This window comes from Brevibacillus reuszeri, from assembly GCF_002897295.1.
Classification (GTDB): domain Bacteria; phylum Bacillota; class Bacilli; order Brevibacillales; family Brevibacillaceae; genus Brevibacillus; species Brevibacillus reuszeri_A.
The window spans coordinates 182,051-206,433 of sequence record NZ_BEXF01000006.1 but is presented as its reverse complement, the minus strand read 5'-3'; the positions used below and the strand labels follow the sequence as shown (position 1 = coordinate 206,433).

The 24,383-nt window shown below is 47.0% G+C and carries 16 protein-coding genes and 1 pseudogene; 2 read left to right on the top strand and 15 right to left on the bottom strand.

Going from position 1 to position 24,383, the window contains the following annotated elements; translation table 11 throughout:
• Positions 1 to 32: 32 nt before the first annotated feature.
• The 5 genes and pseudogenes from C3B52_RS12225 to C3B52_RS12205 form a co-directional block, all read right to left on the bottom strand.
• Positions 33 to 656, bottom strand: a complete 624-nt coding sequence (locus C3B52_RS12225) for a response regulator (RefSeq protein ID WP_235615693.1) — start codon at positions 654 to 656, stop codon at positions 33 to 35.
• A gap of 34 nt (positions 657 to 690) precedes the next feature.
• Complete coding sequence (locus tag C3B52_RS12220) at positions 691 to 2,331, bottom strand: GAF domain-containing sensor histidine kinase (protein WP_103106360.1); 1,641 nt, start codon at positions 2,329 to 2,331, stop codon at positions 691 to 693.
• Between the two features lie 2,542 nt (positions 2,332 to 4,873).
• Positions 4,874 to 6,007 (bottom strand): annotated as a pseudogene (locus C3B52_RS38180) (CotS family spore coat protein); the annotation flags it as partial.
• Between the two features lie 125 nt (positions 6,008 to 6,132).
• The gene (locus C3B52_RS12210) at positions 6,133 to 6,921 is read right to left on the bottom strand and encodes an SDR family NAD(P)-dependent oxidoreductase (protein WP_164684766.1); all 789 of its coding nucleotides are present in this window, start codon (positions 6,919 to 6,921) and stop codon (positions 6,133 to 6,135) included.
• A 79-nt stretch (positions 6,922 to 7,000) separates the two neighbouring features.
• On the bottom strand, positions 7,001 to 9,754 hold the full coding sequence (locus C3B52_RS12205) for a tetratricopeptide repeat protein (RefSeq protein ID WP_164684765.1): 2,754 nt from the start codon (positions 9,752 to 9,754) through the stop codon (positions 7,001 to 7,003).
• A 181-nt stretch (positions 9,755 to 9,935) separates the two neighbouring features.
• On the opposite strand from C3B52_RS12205, the gene C3B52_RS12200 reads away from it, so the two are divergent.
• Positions 9,936 to 10,460 (top strand): 2,4'-dihydroxyacetophenone dioxygenase family protein, encoded by a 525-nt coding sequence (locus tag C3B52_RS12200; protein ID WP_103106356.1) that lies wholly within the window; start codon positions 9,936 to 9,938, stop codon positions 10,458 to 10,460.
• A 94-nt stretch (positions 10,461 to 10,554) separates the two neighbouring features.
• Here the strand turns inward: C3B52_RS12200 and C3B52_RS12195 are convergent, their stop codons facing one another.
• Both C3B52_RS12195 and C3B52_RS12190 read right to left on the bottom strand, forming a co-directional pair.
• A complete protein-coding gene (locus C3B52_RS12195; protein WP_103106355.1) occupies positions 10,555 to 11,607 on the bottom strand; it encodes a zinc-dependent alcohol dehydrogenase family protein in 1,053 nt (350 codons plus the stop codon).
• A 37-nt stretch (positions 11,608 to 11,644) separates the two neighbouring features.
• On the bottom strand, positions 11,645 to 13,147 hold the full coding sequence (locus tag C3B52_RS12190; RefSeq protein WP_103106354.1) for an aldehyde dehydrogenase family protein: 1,503 nt from the start codon (positions 13,145 to 13,147) through the stop codon (positions 11,645 to 11,647).
• Between the two features lie 207 nt (positions 13,148 to 13,354).
• On the opposite strand from C3B52_RS12190, the gene C3B52_RS12185 reads away from it, so the two are divergent.
• Positions 13,355 to 15,211 (top strand): sigma-54-dependent Fis family transcriptional regulator, encoded by a 1,857-nt coding sequence (locus C3B52_RS12185; protein ID WP_373419719.1) that lies wholly within the window; start codon positions 13,355 to 13,357, stop codon positions 15,209 to 15,211.
• A 1-nt stretch (position 15,212) separates the two neighbouring features.
• Here C3B52_RS12185 and C3B52_RS12180 read toward each other — a convergent pair whose 3' ends face one another.
• The 8 genes from C3B52_RS12180 to C3B52_RS12145 all read right to left on the bottom strand — a co-directional run bounded on the left by C3B52_RS12180 (position 15,213) and on the right by C3B52_RS12145 (position 24,252).
• Entirely contained in the window at positions 15,213 to 15,581 is a 369-nt protein-coding gene (locus C3B52_RS12180; protein WP_103106352.1) for an acyl-CoA thioesterase, read from the bottom strand.
• Positions 15,582 to 15,688: 107 nt separating this feature from the next.
• Entirely contained in the window at positions 15,689 to 17,521 is a 1,833-nt protein-coding gene (locus C3B52_RS12175; protein WP_103106351.1) for a UbiD family decarboxylase, read from the bottom strand.
• Positions 17,522 to 17,637: 116 nt separating this feature from the next.
• Positions 17,638 to 18,327 carry a YjjG family noncanonical pyrimidine nucleotidase gene (locus tag C3B52_RS12170; protein WP_103106350.1) on the bottom strand — a complete coding sequence of 230 codons (690 nt, stop codon included), beginning with the start codon at positions 18,325 to 18,327 and terminating at the stop codon, positions 17,638 to 17,640.
• Positions 18,328 to 18,575: 248 nt separating this feature from the next.
• The gene (locus C3B52_RS12165; RefSeq protein ID WP_103106349.1) at positions 18,576 to 19,292 is read right to left on the bottom strand and encodes an aspartate/glutamate racemase family protein; all 717 of its coding nucleotides are present in this window, start codon (positions 19,290 to 19,292) and stop codon (positions 18,576 to 18,578) included.
• Positions 19,293 to 19,372: 80 nt separating this feature from the next.
• The gene (locus tag C3B52_RS12160; protein WP_103106348.1) at positions 19,373 to 20,101 is read right to left on the bottom strand and encodes an aspartate/glutamate racemase family protein; all 729 of its coding nucleotides are present in this window, start codon (positions 20,099 to 20,101) and stop codon (positions 19,373 to 19,375) included.
• Between the two features lie 111 nt (positions 20,102 to 20,212).
• A complete protein-coding gene (locus tag C3B52_RS12155; protein WP_103106347.1) occupies positions 20,213 to 21,805 on the bottom strand; it encodes a hydantoinase/oxoprolinase family protein in 1,593 nt (530 codons plus the stop codon).
• Complete coding sequence (locus tag C3B52_RS12150; protein ID WP_103106346.1) at positions 21,802 to 22,899, bottom strand: DUF917 domain-containing protein; 1,098 nt, start codon at positions 22,897 to 22,899, stop codon at positions 21,802 to 21,804. The genes C3B52_RS12155 and C3B52_RS12150 overlap by 4 nt, the downstream gene beginning before the upstream one ends.
• Before the next feature lie 27 nt (positions 22,900 to 22,926).
• Positions 22,927 to 24,252 (bottom strand): purine-cytosine permease family protein, encoded by a 1,326-nt coding sequence (locus tag C3B52_RS12145; RefSeq protein ID WP_103106345.1) that lies wholly within the window; start codon positions 24,250 to 24,252, stop codon positions 22,927 to 22,929.
• Between the last annotated feature and the right edge of the window lie 131 nt (positions 24,253 to 24,383).

Sequence of the window (24,383 nt, the reverse complement as noted above, 5' to 3'; positions counted from 1 at the left end):
CTCACATTACCAGTTTTTCCATTCACTAGACGTTATAAAATAATTTGATTGCGGATCGCTTTGGCAACTGCATCCGTTCTATTTTTGCTATCCAGCTTTTTCATAATGGCAGTCACATACTCTTTCACTGTATCTGAGCCAATGTACAGCTCCGAAGAAATTTCTTTGTTTGTCTTCCCACGTGCCATCAGTTTCAGGACGTCCAGCTCTCGATCTGTCAAAACCGAATCTTTCTGCTCCCCTCTTATGACTTGAAAAAACGCGCGCTGCATGAGATTGCCATCGATGTACTTTTGACCTCTACAAACTTCTTCAATCCCGTAAAAGAGCTCGTTTTTGTTAATTGTTTTCAAGACGTAACCATCCGCCCCTGCGAGCATCGATTCCACCAAAAACTTTTCTTCTGTATAAATGGTGAGAATGATTACCTTAATTTCGGGAGCCTTCTCCTTGATACGCTTCGTTACCTCAATACCGTCCATTTCAGGCATATTCAAGTCGAGAATAGCTACATCCGGCAAGTCTATCAAAATTTTGCGTAAGGCCGACTCGCCATCTGACGCTTCCCCTATAACTTGAAATGGAGACGTACTAAACAATAGCTGCAAGCCTTCGCGAACAATGTTATGGTCATCTGCGATAAATACCCGCGTCACACTCAAGCTATCTTCCCCCTTGTACCCGTTTCTTTTACAGTGTGATCTCTACTTTTGTCCCCCTTCCACGTTGGCTGAAGATAGACAGCGTGCCTCCGATATCTCGAATCCTCGTTTCCATCCCCATGATTCCGTAGGCATGATTATCGCTAAGCTGCTCGGAGGGAACGAACCCTACACCGTCATCCTCGACCATGATGCGCAACCTGGCGAGCTCGAAATTCATGCTGATCATTACTTCTCCTGCTTCTGAATGCTTTAGCGCATTATTCATGCATTCCTGTAGAACACGGTATAACTGAATCTCGATCTCCGGCTCATACCTGACAGGTTGACCTACGACAGACAGCTTGATTTTCATGATCTCTTGCATCGAGCAGGTTTTCACCAATTCGTCCACTGCCCCAACAAATCCGAATTTTTGGATTGCCAATGGATGCAGGTCGTGAATGATTTGTCTGAGTTCATTAATGTTATCCTTGGTGATCGACAGCAACTTATCCAAAATAGCTTTTACTTTTTCTGGAGAATGCTCGATTTCATCGCGACAATATTGCAAATGGAAATAAAGTCCAGACAGAGATTGATTGATCGAATCATGGATTTCGCCTGCGATTCGCTGGCGTTCTTTTTCCTGAGCAGAAGTTTGAAGCGCACGCAGATTCGAGTTGCGTTCTCTGCTTTTTTCAACCTCAAGAAATAGATAGCTATTCGTCAATGCCAATGAAATCGTTTTCGTAATTCCTTCCATCACTTCCTGCTCGGCGATCGTCCATTGGTGACATTGCTCTTTTGCGATGATCAGACAGTGCAGATTTGCTCTGTATGAAAAATTGATAAACTCTGCTCGCTGGATCTCAAATCTCTCAAAGACTGCATCCAGGTCTTGTTGGGTCTGCCTTCGCTTGTAATGATGTATCTTATTTGGTTCCTGTAGCAGCATATTTTCTATGAGAGAATCAGAGGTGAGTTGGGAACCTTCATATTGGTTAGAGGCGTTTACCTGAAGTATTGGACTGTCATTTTTACTTAAAAAAAGGATATCAGCTTTAAAAACACAACTTAATTCCGTCGTCAGTACTTGGATGAGTGCCTCTACGTTTAAGCAGGAAGCAATGCGCTGATTGAGAGTGACCAGTTCCCTTAGCTTTGTCGTCACATTCTCCACGGATTCAAACAGTTTCGCATTTTCACTAGCTACACCTATTTGCAAACCAATCGATTCGACTAATGAAATGTCCTCCTGTGAGAAATCACGGTGATTCTTAGTGAATACATCTAACACGCCAATGGTTTCCTTTCTTGCTTTGATCGGTACGGAGATAAGGGATTGGAAGTCTTCGAGTTGTGGGCGCTGCTGATAATGCTGCGCCAAATTTTCTGTAACAATTGTCTTACCATTTTTAATGACAATCCCGCCGATAAAATCAGTCGGCAATTTTTTTAACTGCTCGCTTGATTCGTATCGAATCCCATAGAAATGTTGGGCTTCAAAATAATTACCTGAAGGCTCAAGAAAATAAACTACTGCTGCATCAAAGCTGCATATTTCAATACATTGGGCCACTGCTTTGTACAATAGCTTATCCAGACTGAGCGTTTCACTTAGAGCAATTGATACCTTACTGAGTACATGAATAGCAGATGTATTTGAATTTGCACGATGACTGCTCACATGAACCTCCAGCCATGTTTTGTAATAAACGATGTTTCAAGTACTTTTTCGATTTAGATGGCTTAGTTCCCTTCCGCTTATGACCGTCGTCGATCGAGATTAAAATGACAGCTCCAGCCCTGAACATGAAAAAGACCGTTCGAGGCTAAAAGCTGTCATGGCTAAAGACCATCCTATTTTTTTCTTTCAATTACGCAATTTTCTTCCCTTTTCTAGCTCGCAGCTTCTCTGGCTGACGTTTCTTCGTCCGCTGCACGGGTGCTGGAACTTTTGAAAAAGCTTGTTTTTTGGAAGCGGCAGCTTGTTTTTTTCCTAGCTTGTTGGCCGGGCGGGCTTGCTTTGCTGGTTCTTGCTTTCTTGCTTTTACGATACTGGTTTGCTGTGGAGAGACTTTTAAAATCGGATTGTTTGTGGTGATGGGGGACCTTTTTGGATGTACCACTTTTTTCCGCTTCGCAGGTGTCCCTCTCTTTCGAACCGTTTTCTGCTTGTTGCTTGTATTTTTCTTTTGCAGCCCCGAAGCCATAGAATTCTCATTGGAGATTCCCGAAGACGGTCGAGCTGTTTTTTTGCTATTACTTTTTCTTTGCTTACTCCTTGTTGTGGTCGTTTGCTGTTCAGGCGTGCTCTCGTTTGATTCAAGCACACTCTCAGTCATTTCCTGGTCCCTATCCTCCACCTTTGCACGCTTAACAACTGGCTTGGATTCCGTGTCTACATTTTTCCTTGTTTTTGTGGACTTCTTTTCTTTTACGATGGAGATTGTTTTCGCTTTGTCTTTTGATTTCTTTGGTGTTTTTTCCGACTTACCTTCCGCCGATTCTACTTTTTCTTTTGCTACTGCTGATTTCTCAACTTGGGATGTGGTCTTAGGTTTGACTTTGAGCAAATTTTCTTCGACTTGCACCGGTTTAGGTTTAGGTTGCGCCTGTTTTATCGTTTCTTCTTTTGCTGTCTTCTTTTGCTTTGGTTTTACTGAATCATCTTCGACACGTACTGAGAAGGTTCGGGATTTCCCTGATTTCTTACTGATAGATACGATCTGCGATTGCTGGTTGTCGGTTTGTGCTTCGATACTGGCGATTGGCCGAACGTCAATGGACTCTTTTCTTTTTGGTGGACTAGATGGAACCAAGCTTGAGAAAACCGGTGATTTTTGAATGGTTTTCTCTAACGGCTGAACTATATAGGAACGTGTTGGCGGTTCTTGAGAAGAAACTTCTTTTTTCTCGGCTAAGCTTGAGTCGAAGGGTGCCTCTTCCTCAAAAGCAACTACTTCTGGTAGGGCTATGTCGAACTCGACAACCTCTTCCTCGAAAGCAACTACTTCTGGTAGGGCTACGTCGAACTCGACAACTTCTTCTCCGAAAGCAACTACTTCTGGTATAGCTTTTTCGGTCTCGACCTCCTCTTCCTCAAAGACCACTTCTTCCGGTAGGGCTATGTCAAACTCGACTGCCTGTTCCTCAAAAGCAACTTCTTCCGGTAGGGCTATGTCAAACTCGACTGCCTTTTCCTCGAAAGCAGCTACTTCTGGTATAGCTTTTGCGGTCTCGACTGCCTCTTCCTCGAAAGCAACTACTTCTGGTATAGCTTTTTCGGTCTCGACCGCCTCTTCTTTAAAAGTCACCTCTTCTGGTAGGGCTATGTCGAACTCGACTGCCTCTTCCTCGAAAGCAACTACTTCCGGTACTGCTATGTCGAACTCGACTGTCTCTTCCTCGAAAGCAACTACTTCCGGTACTGCTATGTCGAACTCGACTGCCTCTTCCTCAAAAGCAACTACTTCCGGTACTGCTACGTCGAACTCGACCGCCTCTTCCTCAAAAGCAACTACTTCCGGTACTGCTACGTCGAACTCGACCGCCTCTTCCTCAAAAGCCACTACTTCCGGTACTGCTACGTCGAACTCGACCGCCTCTTCCTCAAAAGCCACTACTTCCGGTACTGCTACGTCGAACTCGACTGCCTCTTCCTCGAAAGCCACTACTTCCGGTACTGCTATATCAAGATCGACCGCCTCTTCCTCAAAAGCCACTACTTCCGGTACTGCTACGTCGATCTCGACTGCCTCTTCCTCGAAAGAAACTACTTCCGGTACTGCTATATCAAGATCGACCGCCTCTTCTTCAATAGACAATTCTTCTGGCAGCGTTACGTCGATCTCGACCGCCTCTTCCTCGAAAGCAACTGCTTCCGGTACTGCTACCTCGAACTCGACCGCCTCTTCCTCAAAAGCCACTACTTCCGGTAGTGCTATGTCGAACTCGACTGCCTCTTCCTCGAAAGAAACTACTTCCGGTACTGCTACCTCGAACTCGACTGTCTCTTCCGCAAAAGTAATCTCTTCTGGTAACGCGATCTCTAACTCAACCGCCTCTTCTACAAAAGCCACTTCTTCTGGCAACGCCATTTCAGACTCACCAGACTCTTCCTCAATGACTCCTTCTTCCCACGCTACAGTTTCTGATCCCTGTGACTGCAGTTGCCAGTTGCCTGCCTCCACGACTCTCTCTGAAGAAGCAGGCTGTGTCAGGCGAGCTTCTTGCACGCTTTCATAATTCCCGGATTGATATAGGCTCCGATTCTGGGCTAATTCTGCCAATGCCTGTGACTTGGATTGATCGGTTGCAACTACGCGCTGCAAAATGCCTTCTGCTTCTGTATTCAAAAACTGGACGGGATCAAAAAACATTTCCTTCAAGTGCTTGTAAAACTCATTTGGCATCGCCATGTCATTCAACAGTAGATCATAGGACTCGGCATCCAGCGGGTTGGCCTGATGATAGGCTTCAATCATTCCCCTCATCCAGCTTACATCCCAGACGCCCATGTCATCCATTGTGCTAGTGATCAATTTTCGTAAATCCCGGAATGGCAGATCATAGGCTACGCCATCAAGGTCAATTACCCATAGCCCCCCAGGTCCATTCTGCCCATTTGACCAGCCGTAGTCCTGATGCACGAGTCCCCAGTAGGGTTCTCCCATAGCCACCATATTTGCGTAAGCAGATTCGTTCAGTTTTGCCAACGAATCGAGCGCTTGCTGCTGGTATTGATCCACGACTGCCAAAATGGAGCGACTAGCGATCGCATCTTCATACGCAACTGCCATATCACGCATCCAGCCAATTTTTTTGGCAATTTTTTGGTAGTAAGCGGGCCAGCGGAATAAGCGCGATGAATTTTTGGCATTTGCAGGAGGGACATACCCTTTTGAATGACGGTGAAACTCACCGAGGCCGTAGCACAGCTCCTGGGCACCAATCAAATCAACCTTTGTTGCCGGCTGGAGGCTGATCCAATCCGTGACGATCCACAGCTTCCCGCCCATTTCGACGAACAGCTTTCCATCCTTTGCAGGAATCAACCTGGGTACTCGCGCGCCTTGGTTAACGATATATTCCTGAAAACCGACACTAAACAAGCTTCGCTCCGGGCTCCGATGCAGCAATTTCAAGCTGCGACTCCCTTTGTCCGTTTCGATTCGCCAAATAGCCCCGCCTTTATCTGGCTTAGAGGTAATTAATACTCGCTCGCTCACGTACATGTCGTAATACCCCATAACACGTTCTGCTAGTTCATCTATCTCGGGTGGTACAGACACATCCCAGTCAGCAGAGACAGCTTCATTCCCCCCCCTGACGAGCCACGGCTTTACCAAGTACTGATCCATCCCTCTCCCCCTGTACACGATGTCGTGAGCCGTTCTTAACCCTATTAGGGTATTCACGCTGTTTAGATCACGAAACGGCTAAACAGCAAAAACGGGTTCACACATCCAAGAGAGAAGGAAATCCCTTACTGCTGCAAGGCATCCAGCATCACACGATCCATTTCATTCATCAGGCTAAAAGCACCATCTACGACCAGAGACGTGCCCGTAACAAAAGACGAGTCAGTCTGTGCAAACATCAATACGGCTTTGGCAATATCCTCAGGGCTGCCGATTTTTTTCACAGGAGTTGCCTCAGACAGTCGTTCTTCTGCCATGGCCAATATCCCTTCGGTTAAAGCAGAACGTATGACTCCAGGTTTAATTGCATTGACGGTAATCTGATAGGCAGCTAGCTCCTTTGCTGCAGCCTGGGTTAAGCCAACCAACGCATATTTGACTGCTCCATAATGGGCAAAGCCTGCCAGCGAGGTTACAGCTGCCAGAGAAGACATGTTAATGACTCGGCCATAGTTATGGCGAATCATACGCTTGGCGGCTTCACGCAGGCAGTAAAAGGAGCCGTTTACGTGAATATCGAACATTTTCATCCATTCTTCGTCTTTCATGTTCACGAGCAAGGACGGATTGCCAGCGATTCCTGCGTTGTTGACCAGAATATCGACACGTCCACATTCTTGGTCCACTTGCTCAAAGAATCCTCTAACGCCCTCAGCATCGGTTACGTCCAATCGATACGCAGAAGCCTTGTTCCCATTTTGGCTGAGTTCTTCTGCTACGCGGGTGGCAGATACCTCCTGAATGTCCGTGACCCATACATGTGCGCCCTGCTCAGCCAGCTGTTGAGAGATAGCTTTGCCAATCCCACTTCCACCGCCGGTTACTACCGCTACTTGACCTTTCAATGTACTCATCTTAGTCAGTCCCTTCATCAAGCGTATTGATAACGCTTTCAAAGGTACCGAGTAGTTCTTACAAGAGTCTTACATTTCCTCATTTCTTTCTTACAGGATTTTGTATTCGGTCGTTAAAAGATGCCAGCTTTAACGGAATTCCTAGCTCTTCTTCCATATGTTTTTTGGCTTTGTCATACACACTCTTTGCTTTGATGACGAGCTTTTCCTCTAGCAGCCGATCTGTATACTCACGATAAATATGCTCGCAGTATGGATCAACCGTCAATATTTTGTCATAGAAGTACATTCCTTGATCAAATTGACGACTTTCCCAAAAGTGTCTGGCAATCCGTTCGACAAGCTGGAGATAACAAGCACGCAGCTTCTCCCTTTCCATGGCAAGAAACGATTGGAACGGAAAATCTCTGGCAAAATCACCCCGATAGCAGGATTCTATCTGTAGAAGCTGATCAATTTGTGGCTGAGCCGTTCCTGACTCTTTACCCATGGCCCCTTTCAAAAAATCATCTGTATCCACCGAAATGCTATCCATGCATAAAAAATAGTTGTCCCCCTGCTGCTTCACATAAGCAGACTTGCGACCGTACTCAAGCTCTGGCTCCAAGCTTTTGCGTAAAATGGACAACGACACGTAAAACTTGTTTTGAGCCGCCGCCCACTCATCCTCAGGAAACAATTGTTCGATGATGTAATCTTTGGTAAGCTTGCTGCCACGATGGGTCAGTAAGAGAAGGAATAAGTACAGACTCGTTTTTCTAGCTATTTTCATCTGCCTGTTACCTCTCTTAATGTGCAGCTCTCCTAATGCCTGAACGTAAAGCTGTTGAGGGGGCATTACAGCTCCATCTGTCTCTGCCCGGGAATCCGTGCTTTGCTTGCGAGTCAATGTATATAACCATTTTCCCATGATCTCGTGCAGGTACTTATAAGCTCGAAAGGATTGCTGTGCTGCTCGTAGGTATTGCTCTGCCAAATCAAACTGCCTGGTATGCAAATAGGTGATACCCAGCTCCTTGCTCGCCCAACCCATATCTGTATCTATGGAAAATCGCGCAGCATGATCTACTGCTTTTTGTCCCCACTCGACGGCCAATTCATAGTCTTTGCGCTGTCTGTAAAACTTCCCCATCGAGCTGTACGGAAACGCCTTGGATGCCTCATCGCATGATTCTGAAACTGTCATTGCCTGTATAATGAAGATTTCAGCGGACTCAGTCTCTTTTCGTTCTAACAACACCTCTGCCAAATTCCACAGTCCGTGCATCAGCACATGTGGCGGTATCGCATGTTGCTCCGAGTATGATAGAGATTGGCGTGCATAACGAATGGCGTCGTCATGGTACTCCTGCAAGCGATATACTTGCGAAGCCATCGACAAATTCAAAGCGACGAGTGCATAATCGTGGACTTGCTCAGCCGTAGCTGCAGAAGAATGAAAGAAAACCAGCGCACGCTCGAGGTCTCCTCGATAAAACAGAATATTCGCTAAGCGATGCTGAAGCTGGGCTACGATCGTGCTGCTATGCTGATGGCGATCAATGCTTTCCTCTAACACTGGAATAAGCGGCTCCAATGCTTCAAGCGGAACACAGCGGAACAAAAAAAGACTTGTCGTCGCTAGGGAATGCTCCGGGGATAAGGACTCTAATGCACCATCAACTACATGTAGAAACCAATCTGGCCGATAACGATTCACCATGGTTCGCATTAGTCGAGCTGCCTCCACATATTCATTGCCCCATGTGTAATGGACAAATGCCCGTAGCAGCAGGTGATTCTGCTCATAGATTTCTCCTAGTCTGGCATGCTTCTGATTCAATTCAAGCTGCGTGAGCTCTCCTTTTAAATGCTGGTACAAAAACGCCTTGAACAGCTGATGGTAACGAAATAAGCCGCGATGATCCTTATATAAAAACAGATGATGTGCCTGTAAGTGATCCAGCTTTTTTTGAGCGTCCGTGATCGTAAGCCAACGGTTGATAATGACAGGGTCTAGTTCTTCAAGCAGACTTGTATGTAGGAGAAAACGCTGAAGCTCCTCTGACTGCTGCCCCAAAACCTCCGTCACTAAGTAACTGTAAATATCGTCGGTGATATCCATGTGTGTAATAAATTGCTTTCGCTGGCGTTCATTTAAGTTTTTGAGCACATCCCACAGTAACACGAGACTCGCTGCCCAGCCTTCCGTTTTTTGGAGAATCAAGAGTATTTCCTCTGCAGATACATTCAGCTCAAACAGCTCTCGAAAAAAGACCTCGGTCTCCTCTTTTGTAAATGCTAAATCCTGCGAGGATAATTCTGCTAGCTGCTGACGCAATTTTAGAGGTATGAGAGGCAAATCAGGCTTCATTCGACCGTTCAAAATAAAAGTGACGTATGGTGAAGCGGACCGAAGTAAATCTATCATTAGTTTCCTTACTTCCTCATTCTCTTTCAGATTATGGTAGTCATCTAAAATAATCAGCAGCCGATCGTTGACTGCTTCGAGCCGCTCGATCACCTCTTCACATAGCTGTGCCAGATCATGTAATTGCGCTGCTTTTTGCACATCACCTCTATGACGCCCCTCTCCATGTGTCAGTAGTCCCGCATTCAGATACGATAAAAAAACAAGAGGATCGCGATCAGACGCTTCCAGCCGATACCACACCGCTGCTAGCTTTTTCGCGCGTACATAGCTGGAAACGAGTGTTGTTTTCCCGTAGCCCCCCTCACTCGTGATCGATATCACTTTTTTATGTAGATGCTGATCAAGGAATTGGAACAGCCGCTCACGAGTAAGACATTTTCTCATCTCGGGGGGACTCAGCTTGGATTCGAAAATCTTCATCATGACCGCTCCTTCCACCGAACAAATCATTTGATATTACAGAAAATTATAACTTCTTTTGTCCAATAAAAGAAGCAGGCCAAAAATTGAAGAAATCAGGCTCATTTTGTAAGACTATTGTAAGATCGCCCAGATACGATGACATCATGCTTTTGAAAACGATTACAGGAGGGCGATTCACATGTCAATCAATCCTAATGAAACAAAGAAGTTCAACCCTATGTACTGGATGCAAAATCCGGGACTGACACCTAAGGGAGAACGGCGCGATTTTATTAATCCCGACTGGATTCCGTGGACTGACTGGCTCATGCCTGGTACTTATTTCAAACTCTTTTTCTGTGATCTCGTCTCCGGCAATTTTACGATGCTCCTAAAGGTAGATCCGGGTATAAAAGCTGCGGTGCACTGGCATCTTCATAACACAGAAGCATTCATTATCGAAGGCGGTTTTTATTATGATGAAGGAGATGACAAGGGGTATGCAGGTTACTATACTTGTGAATCCGCAGGGGCCATCCATGAGCCTTTTGTTTCCCCGGACGGCGCAATCATGTTAGCTATTTCACATGGTCCCATCGGAGGCTACACAGATGATGGACAGCTAGTGGTTATGGCGGACGCACGGCTTCACTACTTGATGGCTCGCGAAAATGGTGCAGTAGAACACACTACACTGGTAGATTATAAACACGGTTCTATATAAATGAGGCAAAAGGCTTTCTCCTCAGCAAGCGTGAAGAGGAAGCCTTTTTTGCATACAGAAAAAGCCGACAATTTTGCCGACTTTTTCTCCATTATTATCTAAATTTCGTAATGACGTTAAAGCCAAACGTTTGAAAGTTGGTCATGTCGTCCAGGATACCCGATACATCATCAAGAGCGACTTGTTTTGAAACAAGCGAGCCTGGATTCAGTTTGCCTTGCGCGATCAAAGCCAACAGCCCGTCATAGGCAGAGTGTGGATTTCCGATGCTGCCGACAATCTCCAGCTCCATCGCTGTAATCGCGTCGATGGGCAGGTCGACCATGCCTCCCTCTTCCTTTGTCGTCAAGCCGATTTGCACATGTCGACCGCCTTTGCGCAAGCCTAATACCGAATTGAGAATCGTTTCCCGAATTCCGAGGGCATCGATGGATGCATGAGCGCCCCCTTTTGTAATTTCCTTGATCGCTTCTACTACGTTTTCTTTCCGGGCGTTTACAACTGCAACTGCCCCCTCTTCCTTTGCTTTGGCAAGCTTGGCATCATCCACATCAACTGCAATCACCATCGCACCTACCGCATTCCCCACCTGCACTGCCGACAAGCCAACACCGCCTGCTCCATGAATCGCAAGCCAATTTCCAGGCTGTACATTTCCACGCAGAACTCCGTGATACCCTGTCATGTATCGGCAACCGATTGCAGCAGCAGTCAGCGTATCCACTTCATCAGGGAGGCGAATGAGGTTAAAATCTCCATTTGGCACTCTCACGTACTCTGCATAAGCACCATCGTAGCTAAACCCAAAGATCGCCAGGTTGTCGCATCGATTGGAATGACCACTCAGGCAATTAGAGCAGTGAGTGCAGCCCTCATGGAAAGGAGTTGTCACACGATCACCTGGACGGAAGTTTTTCACGTCCTTGCCAACAGCCTCGATTACTCCCCCTAGCTCGTGCCCCGGGATGATCGGCAATTGCGGACTTAATCCAATCCAGGCCCAGTCTCCCATCCATGCATGCCAGTCACTTCGACATACGCCGCATGCCTCTACACGTACGATGACATCCGTTGGTCCTGGAGTTGGGTCAGGCACCTCTCCAATACGAAGTGGCATTCTATGCTCCAAAATTTGTGCAGCTCTCATCACATACTCCTCCTTTCAGCTTTTAACACGTATTTGGTTAATCGAGGTTGACCCAAACTGATTTCACGTTTGTATACAAGTCTAACGCATAAGAACCCATTTCCCGTCCGTATCCAGATTGCTTGTAGCCGCCAAATGGCACTGCAGCATCCAAGGCATTGTAGCAGTTCACCCAAACAGTTCCGGCTTCCAGGGCATGCGCAACCTTGTGCGCTTTGCGTATATCCGTTGTCCACACGCCGGCGGCTAGCCCATACTCCGTATCGTTAGCTTGGCGGATGACGTCAGCGACTTGCGCTTCATCATCGAATGGCATAGCAGCAACGACAGGTCCAAAGATCTCTTCACGGGCAATCGTCATCCGATCATTCACATCAGCAAAAATCGTTGGTGGAACAAAATAACCTGCTCCGTCCAGCGGAGAGCCACCTGTGAGTGCCATTGCACCCTCATCGCAGCCTTTTTGCAAGTAACCGGAGACCCGCTCAAACTGCTCGCTCGAAACAAGCGGTCCGATCTCCGTAGACTCATCAAGGCCAGGACCCTGCTTCATCTTGGCGGCAAAGCTGCTCATGTCAGCCAGCACGTTGTCATACACCTTTTTATGTACAAACAAGCGTGAACCCGCGCAGCAAACCTGTCCCTGATTAAAGAATATACCCATCAAAGCCCCCGGGATCGCTTTGGAAAAGTCCGCATCCGGGAAAATGATATTCGGAGATTTTCCACCTAGTTCAAGCGATACTCGCTTGAGGTTGCCAGCGGCTTGCTGCATGATCAGCTTCCCGACCTCGGTCGATCCAGTAAACGCGACCTTGCGAATGCGGGGATGATTCGTTATCGCGGCACCAGCCGTCGGACCATAGCCTGTAATGATGTTGACCACGCCTTCTGGGAAGCCTGCCTGCTGAATCAGCTCCGCCAGATAAATGGCTGAAAGTGGCGTTTGCTCGGCGCTTTTTAAAATGACGACGTTGCCCGTAGCGAGTGCAGCTCCTAGCTTCCATGCCGCTAACAGCAAAGGGAAATTCCAAGGTATGATTTGTCCGACGACACCAATCGGCTCACGGCGTGTGTATGTTAGCATGTTTCTGCCAGCAGAATTATTGATGACTTCTCCAGACAATTTCGTAGACCATCCCGCATAGTAACGGAAATGATCGATGGCAAGAGGTACATCCGCGGCACGAGCGTGCGTAACCGGTTTACCGTTATCAATCGTTTCGAGCTGGGCGAGTGCTTCAGCGTGTTCTTCCATTAAATCTGCGAGCTTCCAAAGCATTCGCCCGCGTTCGCTCGGGCTTACTTTCGCCCAATCTCCATGAAATGCGCGCTCGGCTGCCACTACCGCTCTGTCCACGTCTGCAGCATCTGCTTCGTAAACGGTTGTAATAATCTCGCCATTTGATGGATCGACAGACTCAAAGGTTTTTCCGGAGAGCGACTCGACAAACTCCCCACCTATAAACAGCTTCTTCGGACCTGTAGCGAGGAATGCTTCCACTCGAGGGTCCAATGCGACTTTTACCGTTTCTGCCATCCGATTGCCTCCTCTACCTATTTGTTGTGCTTTCGATGATTGATAGAAGCATGTTTTGTGCCAATCAGAAAACGCTTACAACATGGCTTTTGCGCAAACAATTAGTGGTTCAAAATGAAACAGTTGCTTCATCTGGTCGATACAATTGCTCGAATTCACTAGATTTGTGGTACAATATTTTTAGAATTTTCCATTTATTTACGAGGGGTGAAAACCTTGCTGGAGCCCACTAGTATTTTGCTGAAAAAATCATGGGAACGCAGTCGAATGAATGGAGTTAATGCCTTAACTGCGAAGGATGCCATACTTGAACAATCTCAATTCAAGCAGTACAGGGAGCAAAAAGAAGAATTCATGAGAGAGATCGCTCCAACAATGGAGCATTTGGCCTATTGGCTGAAGTCGTCGTACTCGATTGTGATTATCTGTGACACATCCGGATACATATTGGAAAGTAAAGGCGACCCTTCGTTTTTAAAGGATACGGAAAAGATTCAGGTTCACCAAGGCGCTTGCTGGTCTGAGCAGGTACGGGGTACGAATTCGGCTGGAACGGTAATCGTTGAAAAAAAGCCACTTGCCGTTGTAGGCACAGAACATTATTTGGAAGCGAATCACATGCTGTACTGTGCCGCCTCTCCCATTTTCGATCCATATGGAGAATTGCTTGCTGTCCTGGACTTCAGTGGACTATCAGTAAAGTATCATCCATCGCTACTCGGGATGGTTGATGCGATGGCACGAAAAATCGAGGATTGGCTTCTCATCCATCGCCCTGACCGTCAACTCGTGATTTCCCTCTCACCGCAGCAGCCTGGCAAGCATCGGGCATTAATAGCGGTCAATCAGGATGGCGTCGTCACAGGCGGCAACCGGGAAGCACAGATGCTGCTCCACTTGGACAAGCATTTGATGGGGAATATTCAACTATCTGATCTGTTGACCGATATGGATTCTTTGTTACAAAGGCCTGCAGGCGCGCTTCGATCGGACACGCTGCTTGTGGGGAATGGGAATGGCGTCGATAACAGATGGCAAGCATCCGTTTTGATTGATACTCGGCCACCTCTCACCACGTGGAGTGCTATATCAAGAGTAAAACAGAAGCAAAAGCGAGCTGATGGCTCCACGCTATTTACCTTCGATGACATTTTTGGAAGCGACGATTCATTCTTGAAGGCGGTTCGTCTCGCCAAACGTGCTGCGACTACGGATTACACGATCATGCTCTCAGGAGAAAGCGGGACTGGAAAAGACATCGTCAGCCAATCGATCCATATGGCCAGCCCGCGCGCAAACAAGCCCTTCGTCGCAATTAACTGTGGAGCAGTCCCGAAAAGCTTATTGGAAAGTGAGTTGTTTGGTTATGAGGCTGGCGCTTTTACAGGGGCAAAGCAAACCGGACAGCCTGGAAAAATCGAACAAGCGCACGGAGGCACACTATTTCTGGATGAGATCGCGGAAATGCCTATGGAAATGCAGGTCGCACTCCTGCGGGTGCTACAGGATTTGAGCGTTACCCGTGTTGGAGGTACCAAGCCTGCTCATGTAGATGTACGGATCATTACGGCGACACATACGGACCTGTGGAAAAAAGTGCAGGAAGGCAGCTTTCGAGCCGATCTGTTTTACCGTCTGCAAGGTGTGCATATCATTCTTCCCCCACTTCGCGAACGAGTAGATCGACTACAGCTAGCCCGCCTTTTGCTCACTGGCATCGAAACAGAATTAAACCAGGGCACCCTCTCGCTCTCAGCTGCTGCTGAGCAATTGATCGAGAATTATCCCTGGCCTGGCAACGTGCGCCAATTGACAGCAGCACTACGCGAAGCCGCGTTTTTATCAGAGGATGGATTCGTAGACACCAGCTGTTTCCCACCGTACATTCTCTCAACCTATACAAAAACAACAGCGCCGACCGGCGAGCTGGAAAAGCTTGAAAATGACGCGATTGTGGATGTGCTGCACAAGACAGGCGGCAATATTTCCGAGACGGCACGATTGCTCGGAATCGGTCGCAGTACCGTTTACCGAAAAATGAAAAAAATGACGGGGCCGATGTAGTCTACAGAAGATCGCGCAGCTCATCGGGAACGCGGATTTTTTGTCCTGTCTGCTGACAGATCGAGACAAAGGTAGCTTCTGCTTCCAGTACAGCTTCCTCGTGTTGATTTTTAATCATTTGTTTAAGTACGAAGCTAGTATTTCCGACCTGGTGTACATCAGTATGAATGTGCAGCTGGTCACCGAGAAAAGCCTCTTTTTTATAATCCACGCGTAAGTGAGCCATGAATGAGACAAAGCCCAAACTGTTGAAATATTCGTACCAGGACTGACGCGCTGACTCCAAAAACTCCAAATACTTTACATTATTCACATGACCACCAATCACAACATCCGCTTGTACGGTGATCTCAAAGTCGGAAAAATCCATCGAGCCCCTCACCTTCCCGTATACGTGATGAAACAAAACAACGGTCATCAAAGAACCGTTGTTTTGTTTCGGTGTGTTACAAAAGGAACCACACGAATTAAATTTTGCTAGAGAATACCGCCCAGGCTTGCCCCTTTTACAAACAATCGCTCCATGTTTTTTTCCACAGTGGGGTCTGGAATGAGCGGCGGTGCTTGATGTGGCTTGACACGGGCGTCAATTAGGACATTGTCACATGCCCAGTGCTTGTTTTCATAGTAGCTGTTGACGCCGTAAATATCGTGCGACGGATTGCTTCGTGTAAAGGTTGCCCACAAAAAGTTGGATAGCGTAGCACTCAAAAACGAGCTGTCATCACAGACAATGATCATCGGGCAGGATGCAATCGAGCCTCTGTCTTTAATAGCATCAGACAAGCATTGCATCTCTTTTTGCGCGCTCGCATAATCCGTAAATGAAGCGCCTTGGATGGCGACAACACCTGGCATGATCATTTGCGCATTGCCGAATTCACGCAGCTCCTTCAAAGCATCTGGCACTTCCTTGCAAAGCTCTCTTTTTTGCTCGCCATAAGCCGCGAAAACAACTTTACTGCCACTATTCAAGCCTGTACCTGAGTAATCCAAGGTATCAATCGTAGTATTCGTATAGAAATGAATGTCTCTGTGCAGATCGATCCGTTCCAAAATATAGGTCATAAAGTCCACTTCATCATGGGTCGTGATTGGTCGATTTTCTTCCGCTGTTATGAACAAATATTTAGCCAGACTCAGCTGACCTGTTCCTAAGATCCGATTAGCGATGGTAAGTATCTCCGTCGGCTGCTTCACCTGTTGATAAGGAGTATACCGCTCGCTGCCGATGGCAAAAAGCAATGGGTGGACACCCGCTGCATCAACCGCATGAACTTCTTTCACTCCAGGGATTTCTTGCTTGATGGCATCGCCCGTCAATTCGTGGATCAGCTGACCAAAGGAAGTATCTTCTTGCGGTGGACGTCCAACCACGGTAAACGGCCAAATTGCGTTTTCCTTTGCGTAAACCTTTTTTACTCGCATAACAGGAAACGGGTGTGTCAGACTGTAATAGCCCAGATGATCGCCGAATGGTCCTTCTGGCTTCGTCTCCCCGGCATGAATTTCTCCAGTGATGACAAAATCAGCATCATTACTAATGCAATTGCCGTCCTCATCATAGCTGTAGTGAAAACGCCTACCAGAGAGCAAGCCTGCAAACGTAATCTCGCTCATTCCTTCTGGCAAAGGCATTACTGCTGAAAGTGTATGTGCAGGAGGTCCGCCCACGAAGCAGCTCACTTTCAGTGGAGTCCCAAGCTTGTTGGCTTTATCCTGATGGACGCCGATCCCGCGATGAATTTGGTAGTGCAAGCCGATTTCTTTATTGATTTCGTACTCATTGCCTGTCAGTTGAACGCGGTACATGCCCAAATTCGAATTCATGATACCAGGCTTTTCCGGGTCTTCCGAATAAACCTGTGGTAGCGTAACAAACGCCCCTCCATCCATCGGCCAGCTCTGGATCAGTGGCAGGTCGGAGATACTGATTTCTTGGTACGTAACGGGTGTGCCCGTCGATTTTTTGATCGGCAATGCTTTCAAAGCAGCAAAGCCACTCTCCATATTTTTAAACGGATGCTTAAGCGCCTTCATCGGATCGTTGCGCAGTGCAATTACATTTTCTGCCGCTGCCCACGTGCTACGGAAAATAAATTTGCTGCGTTCGATTGTACCGAACAAGTTGGACACCGCTCGAAACTTCGAGCCCTTGACATTTTCAAAAAGCAGCGCAGGACCGCCCACTTCATACATCTTCAGATGGATGGCGGCCATCTCCAGGTACGGATCTACTTCCTCTGTAATACGCACCAAATGTCCATTTTTCTCCAAATCAAGAATACATTCTTCTAACGTACGATACATATTTGAATGGCTCCTATCGCTAGATTCACGTGCTAGCCGTATTTCTTCCATGTTACATGATAGACCTCGCAATTACACTTACCGGATGAGAATAGCTCAAACTGCACCGAGAATCACTATTCTCCGTTTACTATGGCAAGCAGTTCCCCAAGCTCTTTTATTTCATGGGTTGGCTGAATCTCGGAATGATTTTCTTTTTGCAGCGGATTGTACCAGCATGTATCGATACCAAAACGATTGCCTCCCTGAATATCCGAGGTCAAAGAGTCCCCAACCATCAACACCTTGGTCTTATCCGTTAACCCCAGCTTGGAAAAGGCATATTCGAAAATTTCCTGATCAGGCTTTTTGTAGCCCACCTGTTCGGAAATGATCAATTCTTCAAATGTTTGACACAGCGGTGAAGCACCAATTCTCGCGGTTTGCACGGATGCAAAGCCGTTTGTGATGACTACAAGCCGACAGCCTGCGAGCCTGCTGCACAATTCTACCGCGCCCGGGATGAGGTGCACTTCTTTTCCCAGGTTCTCTAAGTAGGCTTGTCCAAACGCATTTGCGTCCAGCTCAGGCTGATCTACAGCAAACAATCTCCGAAATCTTTCTACACCCAAATCACTGATTGTGATTCTGCCCTCTTCTAAATCTCGCCAAAGCACTTTACTAATCTCTTTGTATTGGGCACCATAATCGGCAAGTCCTGTAGGTAACCCAAACGCCGCAAACGTGTTTTGTAATGCGTTTTCTTCCGTTATTTTAAAATCCATTAATGTATCGTCAACATCGAATAAGATCACGTCGTATCTCATGACAACCTCCAAAAACATTGCTGATCAATTTCTTACACCTCTCTATCATATCAAAAACGCTAGCCATGCTCACACAAAAAAGCCCCGAAAAATGTATCTTTCGAGGCACTCTTTACTAGAAAGGGCTGGAATTTGCATGATGCATTATGATTTGCGATGCGCAAGTCCTACTGTAGCCACATTTGAAATAAGGAAGTCAGGAGGGAGCTACCACTACCCGGATAACCGGTGATTTGGCATTTTCCTACTTACTTATATAGCTTTTGGGTAGGGGGCATGTAGGTTAAGCGACTTTGCTTGATGTTCATGGAAATCAGGCTTTCCAGCATTTTGGCTGAAGCAAAGGAAGGATCGATGACAGGAACCTCATAGCCATGCTCTTTCAGTTTATCCTGGAGCGAGGTTGCTACACCCATCATCCCTGTGCAGCCCAAAACAAGAGCATGAGCTTTATCCTCTTGGATCGCGCGAATCATTTCTTCCAGCAAGGCATCCTCCATCTTCTTTTTATCGACCAGCTCCAGAACAGGTATATTCACATATCTGACGGAAGCCAATTTGGAGTGCAGCCCGAGCTTTTTACTAATATTTTCGATCATGGGCACAACGTTTGGTAGTACAGTCACCACTGAAAATGAACGTGCAAGCAAGCTGGCGTAGAGCATAGAAGCTTCTCCTGCCCCTACAACTGGGATGTTTACTGCCTCGCGGGCTGGCTTTACTCCTGGGTCACCAAAGCATAAGCTAATAATTCCATCGCAGCCTTCTTTTTCGCCTTCGATCGCTTTTTCAAGCATATTTGGAACACATAGAGCCTCGTCGTATTCGCCCTCTACAGAAGCTGGACCATAATCGAGATTACATACCTCAACTTCAACGGAATCTGGAACGTAATGCTTGAATTCCTGAATCGTCTCTTCCACAAAAACATCTACAACGGTAGGCAAAATGACTCTGATTTTCAACTCAATTTCCCCCTCTTTTATCAGTAGTGATGCTATTTAGAAAAGTACGGTGTTCCATTGATCGTTTTTCAAGCCAGTATTTACTGCTCACGTTGTTTGTACAGCTTTTTGGTAGGCGTCATATAAGTCAAGCGGCTCTGTTTGATGTTCATTGAAATCAGGCTCTCCAAAAGCTTTGCAGCTGCAAAAGACGGATCAATTACTGGTACATCATAGCCTCGTTCTTTCAGCTTTTCCTGTAGGGTAGAGGCAACGCCCATCATTCCGGTACAACCAAGAATGAGGGCGTGAGCTTTATCTTGCTCAATCGCAAGCACCATTTCCTCCAGCAACGATGTTTCCATCTTTTGTTTATCTACCAATTCCAAAACGGGTATGTTTACATAGCGGATCGAGTTTAATTTGGTGTCGACACCAAGCGTTTTACTGACATTCTCCACCATGGAAATGACATTCGGCAGCACCGTTACGATCGAGAATGACTTCGCCAAAAGACTGGCATAGAGCATCGATGCTTCTCCTGCGCCGACAATCGGAATGTTTAATACTTCACGCCCTGGCTTAACCGCAGGATCAGCACCACATAAGCTAATCACGCCATCGCAGCCATCTCTTTCAGCCTGTATAGCTTTTTCGAGCATGTTGGGTACACATAGCGCTTCGTCGTACTCGCCTTCTACAGACGCAGGTCCATAGTCGAGATGGCAGACTTCTATTTCGGTGGTTTCTGGAAAGTAATTTCTGAACTCCTGGTGTACCTCTTCGTTAAAAATGTCAACAACAATCGGCAATAAGACTCTGATTTTCATCCCAATACCCTCTTTCAAAAGTGATTTAGGTTCAGAAGCCTCCCTTGTTGCCCGATGCATTGTTGTCTACGCTTCTGGCTTTCAGATTACCAGGTGTACGCCATCAACCTATTAGGAATTGCTGACCTCTTCGCACGCTGATGCAGTATCTACGGATGCTAGTGTTCCCGCTGCTTTGACACGAATTCGCGTCGCATTGCCGAGGTAAGAGAGCGGAATATCCTCGAATTCGACGATTTCAACCGTCGCAGGCTCCGCACCAGCAGCAATGGCCTCTTCTACAGCAATGCTTTTTGCCAGTGCCAAAGTCTGGTCACGGCCCATCTCATCCAGTGAAAAGACGCGATCAATTTGACCACTGATTTGTGAGATCGCGGCCCCGATAGCATTGGCCACCCCAAAGTTTTCAGGTCGAATGATTTGGGATGCCCCCTTTAGCTCATCAGGGAACAGGATACTACCGCCTCCAACGAGAATAACGGGTACCGGCTCTGCGCTTGTTTTCATTTTGTCGATTGCTTCTTCAGCCATTTCGACGATTCGGTCGTACACCTTCAACAAAATGTCCTGATCAAGATGCGCCACTTTCTCGGCATCCCCCAGATCACTTTTCTTTAATGCGATTAAAACATCTGTCGTTGTCAGTGTATCGCCGCCAAACGCCAGCCCTCTTTGCGGAAGCTGGTAGCCCACGCTGTCAGGACCAACCGTGAAGCTGCCGTCGTCCTGAATACGTACGATTGTTCCTCCGCCAAGTCCGATGGAGATCAAGTCCGGCATGCGGAAATTCGTACGAGCCCCTCCGATCTCTACCGCAAGAGAGGATTCGCGAGGGAAGGAATTGACGAGAACGCCGATATCAGTCGTGGTGCCTCCTACGTCAACTACGAGTGCATTTGCCAGCCCAGACAGGTAGGATGCCCCGCGGATACTGTTCGTAGGTCCGCAGCCAATGGTCAGAATCGGATATTTCATCGCGTACTCAATGCTCATTAAGGTTCCGTCATTTTGACCAAAGAAGACCCTCGCATCCACATTCTCTGCTTTCAGAGCGTTAATGAACCCAGTTGCCGTAGTCTTCGCAACATTGACGATAGCGGCATTCAGGATGGTTGCATTTTCCCGCTCCAGGAGACCGACACTTCCGATCTCATAGGAAAGAGAAATTGGAACTTCTTCTCCGAGTACTTCACGCAAGATTTCGGCCGTGCGCAGCTCGTGATCTTTGGAAACAGGTGAAAAAACGGAGGCGACTGCAACAGAATCTACCTTGTCCTTGATTTCATTAGCAATACGATATAATTCTGCCTCATCCAGCTTTGTGATTTCTCTTCCATCAAACTCATGCCCACCTGACACGATATACACATGCTTGCCAAGATGAGCTCTCAGATCATCGGGAACACCGATTAGCGGCTTTATGGCTAAAGTAGCTGGAGCTCCGATACGGATTGCCGCAATTTGATTCAAGTGCTTTCTCTCTACGATTGCATTGGTGCAGTGCGTTGTCCCCAGCATGGCATACGTAATTTGTTCACGTGGAACCCCTGACTCTGCGATTACCTCACGCATGGCCGCATAAATCCCCGAGCTTACATCCTGTGTAGTAGAAGTTTTTGTCTTTGCCAGTACGCGATAATCTTTGTCCAGTAAAACGGCATCAGTATGAGTGCCGCCTACATCAATCCCGATTCGATAGCTCATTTTACAACACTCCCTTTCTTTACCAGTTCTTCTACAGGGGTGTAGTCCACGTCATAGCGGAAGTAACGAGGTCCCACTGTTTCGATGCCTTTTGGTGTGCGCCATTTTGGGTGGCATGGCATTCCAATGACAACAACGCGCGCGCCATACCGGAGTCCTTCTGTCGTGATCGGCAGTCCTGTTTCCGAGTCCACTACTGCGATCAAATCAGGAGTCACACATAACAAATGGTCCTTTGTCCGTGCAAGCAAGTGCTCGTTCTGGAAGCTCAGCTCAAGCTCCTCGCTCTTGTAACCCAGAAGACCTTCTATTTTTGCTGTGCCGCGCGCCCATCCGCCTTCTGTTTTGCGATTCACATCTACGACCTTCCCGATGAACAATTCATATCCACTCGTTAGCTTCAAAATTTCTTGGACCGGGTCCAAATTTGTTTCCTTGGCCATGCGGATCGCACGACCGATTTCTTCTTCCAATTTCAAGATGTTGTGAATACCGCTGTCTTTGAGATTTTTACCTGTCATCGGATAAATCGCGCATGTTGCTGATCCCCCCATTTGAACTGTTACGCTTCGAGCAAGCCGCTCTGTCCATGAGTTGTCGATCGTATCCATGATCGTGACGTTGTCTTTTTCATCAGCAAGCACCATTGGTGTAGCGTTTATTCCATCGAGATAAAAGGTTGTCATTTGCAGCTCGGGAAAAGCGCGGCCCATTCCGTCCACATCCACTACTGGCAATCCGAGCTGAGCGGCGAGCGCCAGTGGCAGCATCGAGTTGATGCCCCCTGCTTCAATCGGGTATGTGGCGAAGACTTCTTTTCCCATATATTTCTCTAAGCCTTTGAATGCCTTGGATACTTCTTGACCACTTGGAATTTTTTCCACGAGCACGGTTGGTGCTCCCATGCCGCCAGAGGCGACCACTAGTGCATCGTTTGGAATTTCATCCACGGACAGCAAGGTAATCGGACCAAATTCTTCGAATGCCTGGATAGCCATCAGCTTGCCGATATAAGGATCGCCTCCTCCTCCTGTGCCTAATAGCGCTGCACCAACTGCGATATCTTCAATTTCTTGTTTGCCTATTTGTCTCAATGTGTCCCTCTCCTTTGTTTCCAAGCGTTAGCCTGCCTGGTCCATTTTTACGCTTTTCCACTTTTGGTCCAGCGTGGCTCCAAATAAGCGCATTCCGACGTAGTAAGAAATCCCTGCAACGATTAGCGAATTAAGCGATGGAATCCCCCAGTCAAACAAATAGCCGATGCCAAAGCCGAGAGCCCATGCAACTATTGAAACCGGATTCCAGGTTTCGCAAGATTCTGTCAATTCTCCTTGTGCGCGGCTCTCATCCAGGAGCTGTCTACTCCTTTTAAGAATGAAGTAATCCACAACCATGATGCCACCAATAGGAGGTACCCATATTCCAAGAAAAATCAGAAAGTTAACAAACTGATCCAGTATCCCCATGACAGAAAGTACGGTTCCGATTACACCGACAATCAATGTCAGGAGCCCACGATTTACGTGTTTGCCAAACACACTATCCAGAATATTGGTAAAACCTAATGAGGCCGAATACAAATTGATATCATTGATTTTTACAGTGGCAAACACAACAGTCGCAGCTCCGAGCCAGCCTGACGTTTGAAGGGCAATGGTAACCACATCACTGCTATTCACAGCATGGGCCATCAATACAGCGATTAAATTAATGCCAATTTCCCCTACTACAACGGAAATCAAGGTTGACCATAATACATCCTTGCCATTGCGACAGTAGCGAGTCATGTCTGGCGCGAGAATAGCTCCCACCATGAAGCTCCCAGCTACGATCGTGGCAGCGGTACCAATGGATAGAGCAGGTCCTGGGGCAGCTGACGCAATCAATTCTTTCAGTGAGTGACTCTCAAATACGTGATAGATTCCGTACGCAATCGAGAGCAAAAACGCGGGAACGGCAATCTTCGCTGTCAATCCCAGCCATTTAAAGCCAAAAATCACAATGATGGTTACAAATAGTCCAGTAATCGTTGCCGCTAACGGAAATCCTAATATCCCACCTACAGCATCATTTAAACCATTTGCAAATACAGAGTTCTGAACGCCAAACCATCCAATTGTACCAACGGCAATCACAAAAGCAATCATACTGGAGCCGTATTTTCCAAATCCGGTCCATCTGGAAAGCATGCTTGTCGAAAGTCCCTCGCGCATGCCGGCAATTCCAATGAAAAAAGTAACGACCTCCAGCAGGATTACTCCGAGAAAGCTCGCTATTGCCGCATCCCAGAATGTCATCCCAAAACCGAGCGACGCTCCTAAAATAAATTGACTGAGCGATGTAAAAGCTCCGATCCGAATCACAAGTATTTCCCACATAGGTACTCTCGCCTCTTTTGGTACCCTCGTCAGTGAGAAATCGTCCGCCATTTTGGAATTACCAGCCATGATCTCCGCCCTCCTTTGTCATTATGGTGAGAAACAAACATGCAAAAAGTTTGGTTTTGCACAGCTCCTTTCTTAGCTAAGTCATTTACGAGAATTGAATTGGAATATTGTTTACTGTCTGACAATTTTAA

Coding starts and splice junctions, on each gene's coding strand:
- C3B52_RS12210 (WP_164684766.1), bottom strand. CDS start 6,921: ATGAGTACATTGAAAGGTCAAGTAGCGGTAGTAACCGGCGGTGGAAGT.
- C3B52_RS12155 (WP_103106347.1), bottom strand. CDS start 21,805: ATGAGCTATCGAATCGGGATTGATGTAGGCGGCACTCATACTGATGCC.
- C3B52_RS12170 (WP_103106350.1), bottom strand. CDS start 18,327: ATGAGATACGACGTGATCTTATTCGATGTTGACGATACATTAATGGAT.
- C3B52_RS12195 (WP_103106355.1), bottom strand. CDS start 11,607: ATGAGAGCTGCACAAATTTTGGAGCATAGAATGCCACTTCGTATTGGA.
- C3B52_RS12145 (WP_103106345.1), bottom strand. CDS start 24,252: ATGGCTGGTAATTCCAAAATGGCGGACGATTTCTCACTGACGAGGGTA.
- C3B52_RS12190 (WP_103106354.1), bottom strand. CDS start 13,147: ATGGCAGAAACGGTAAAAGTCGCATTGGACCCTCGAGTGGAAGCATTC.
- C3B52_RS12180 (WP_103106352.1), bottom strand. CDS start 15,581: ATGGATTTTTCCGACTTTGAGATCACCGTACAAGCGGATGTTGTGATT.
- C3B52_RS12205 (WP_164684765.1), bottom strand. CDS start 9,754: ATGAAGATTTTCGAATCCAAGCTGAGTCCCCCCGAGATGAGAAAATGT.
- C3B52_RS12160 (WP_103106348.1), bottom strand. CDS start 20,101: ATGAAAATCAGAGTCTTATTGCCGATTGTTGTTGACATTTTTAACGAA.
- C3B52_RS12175 (WP_103106351.1), bottom strand. CDS start 17,521: ATGTATCGTACGTTAGAAGAATGTATTCTTGATTTGGAGAAAAATGGA.
- C3B52_RS12200 (WP_103106356.1), top strand. CDS start 9,936: ATGTCAATCAATCCTAATGAAACAAAGAAGTTCAACCCTATGTACTGG.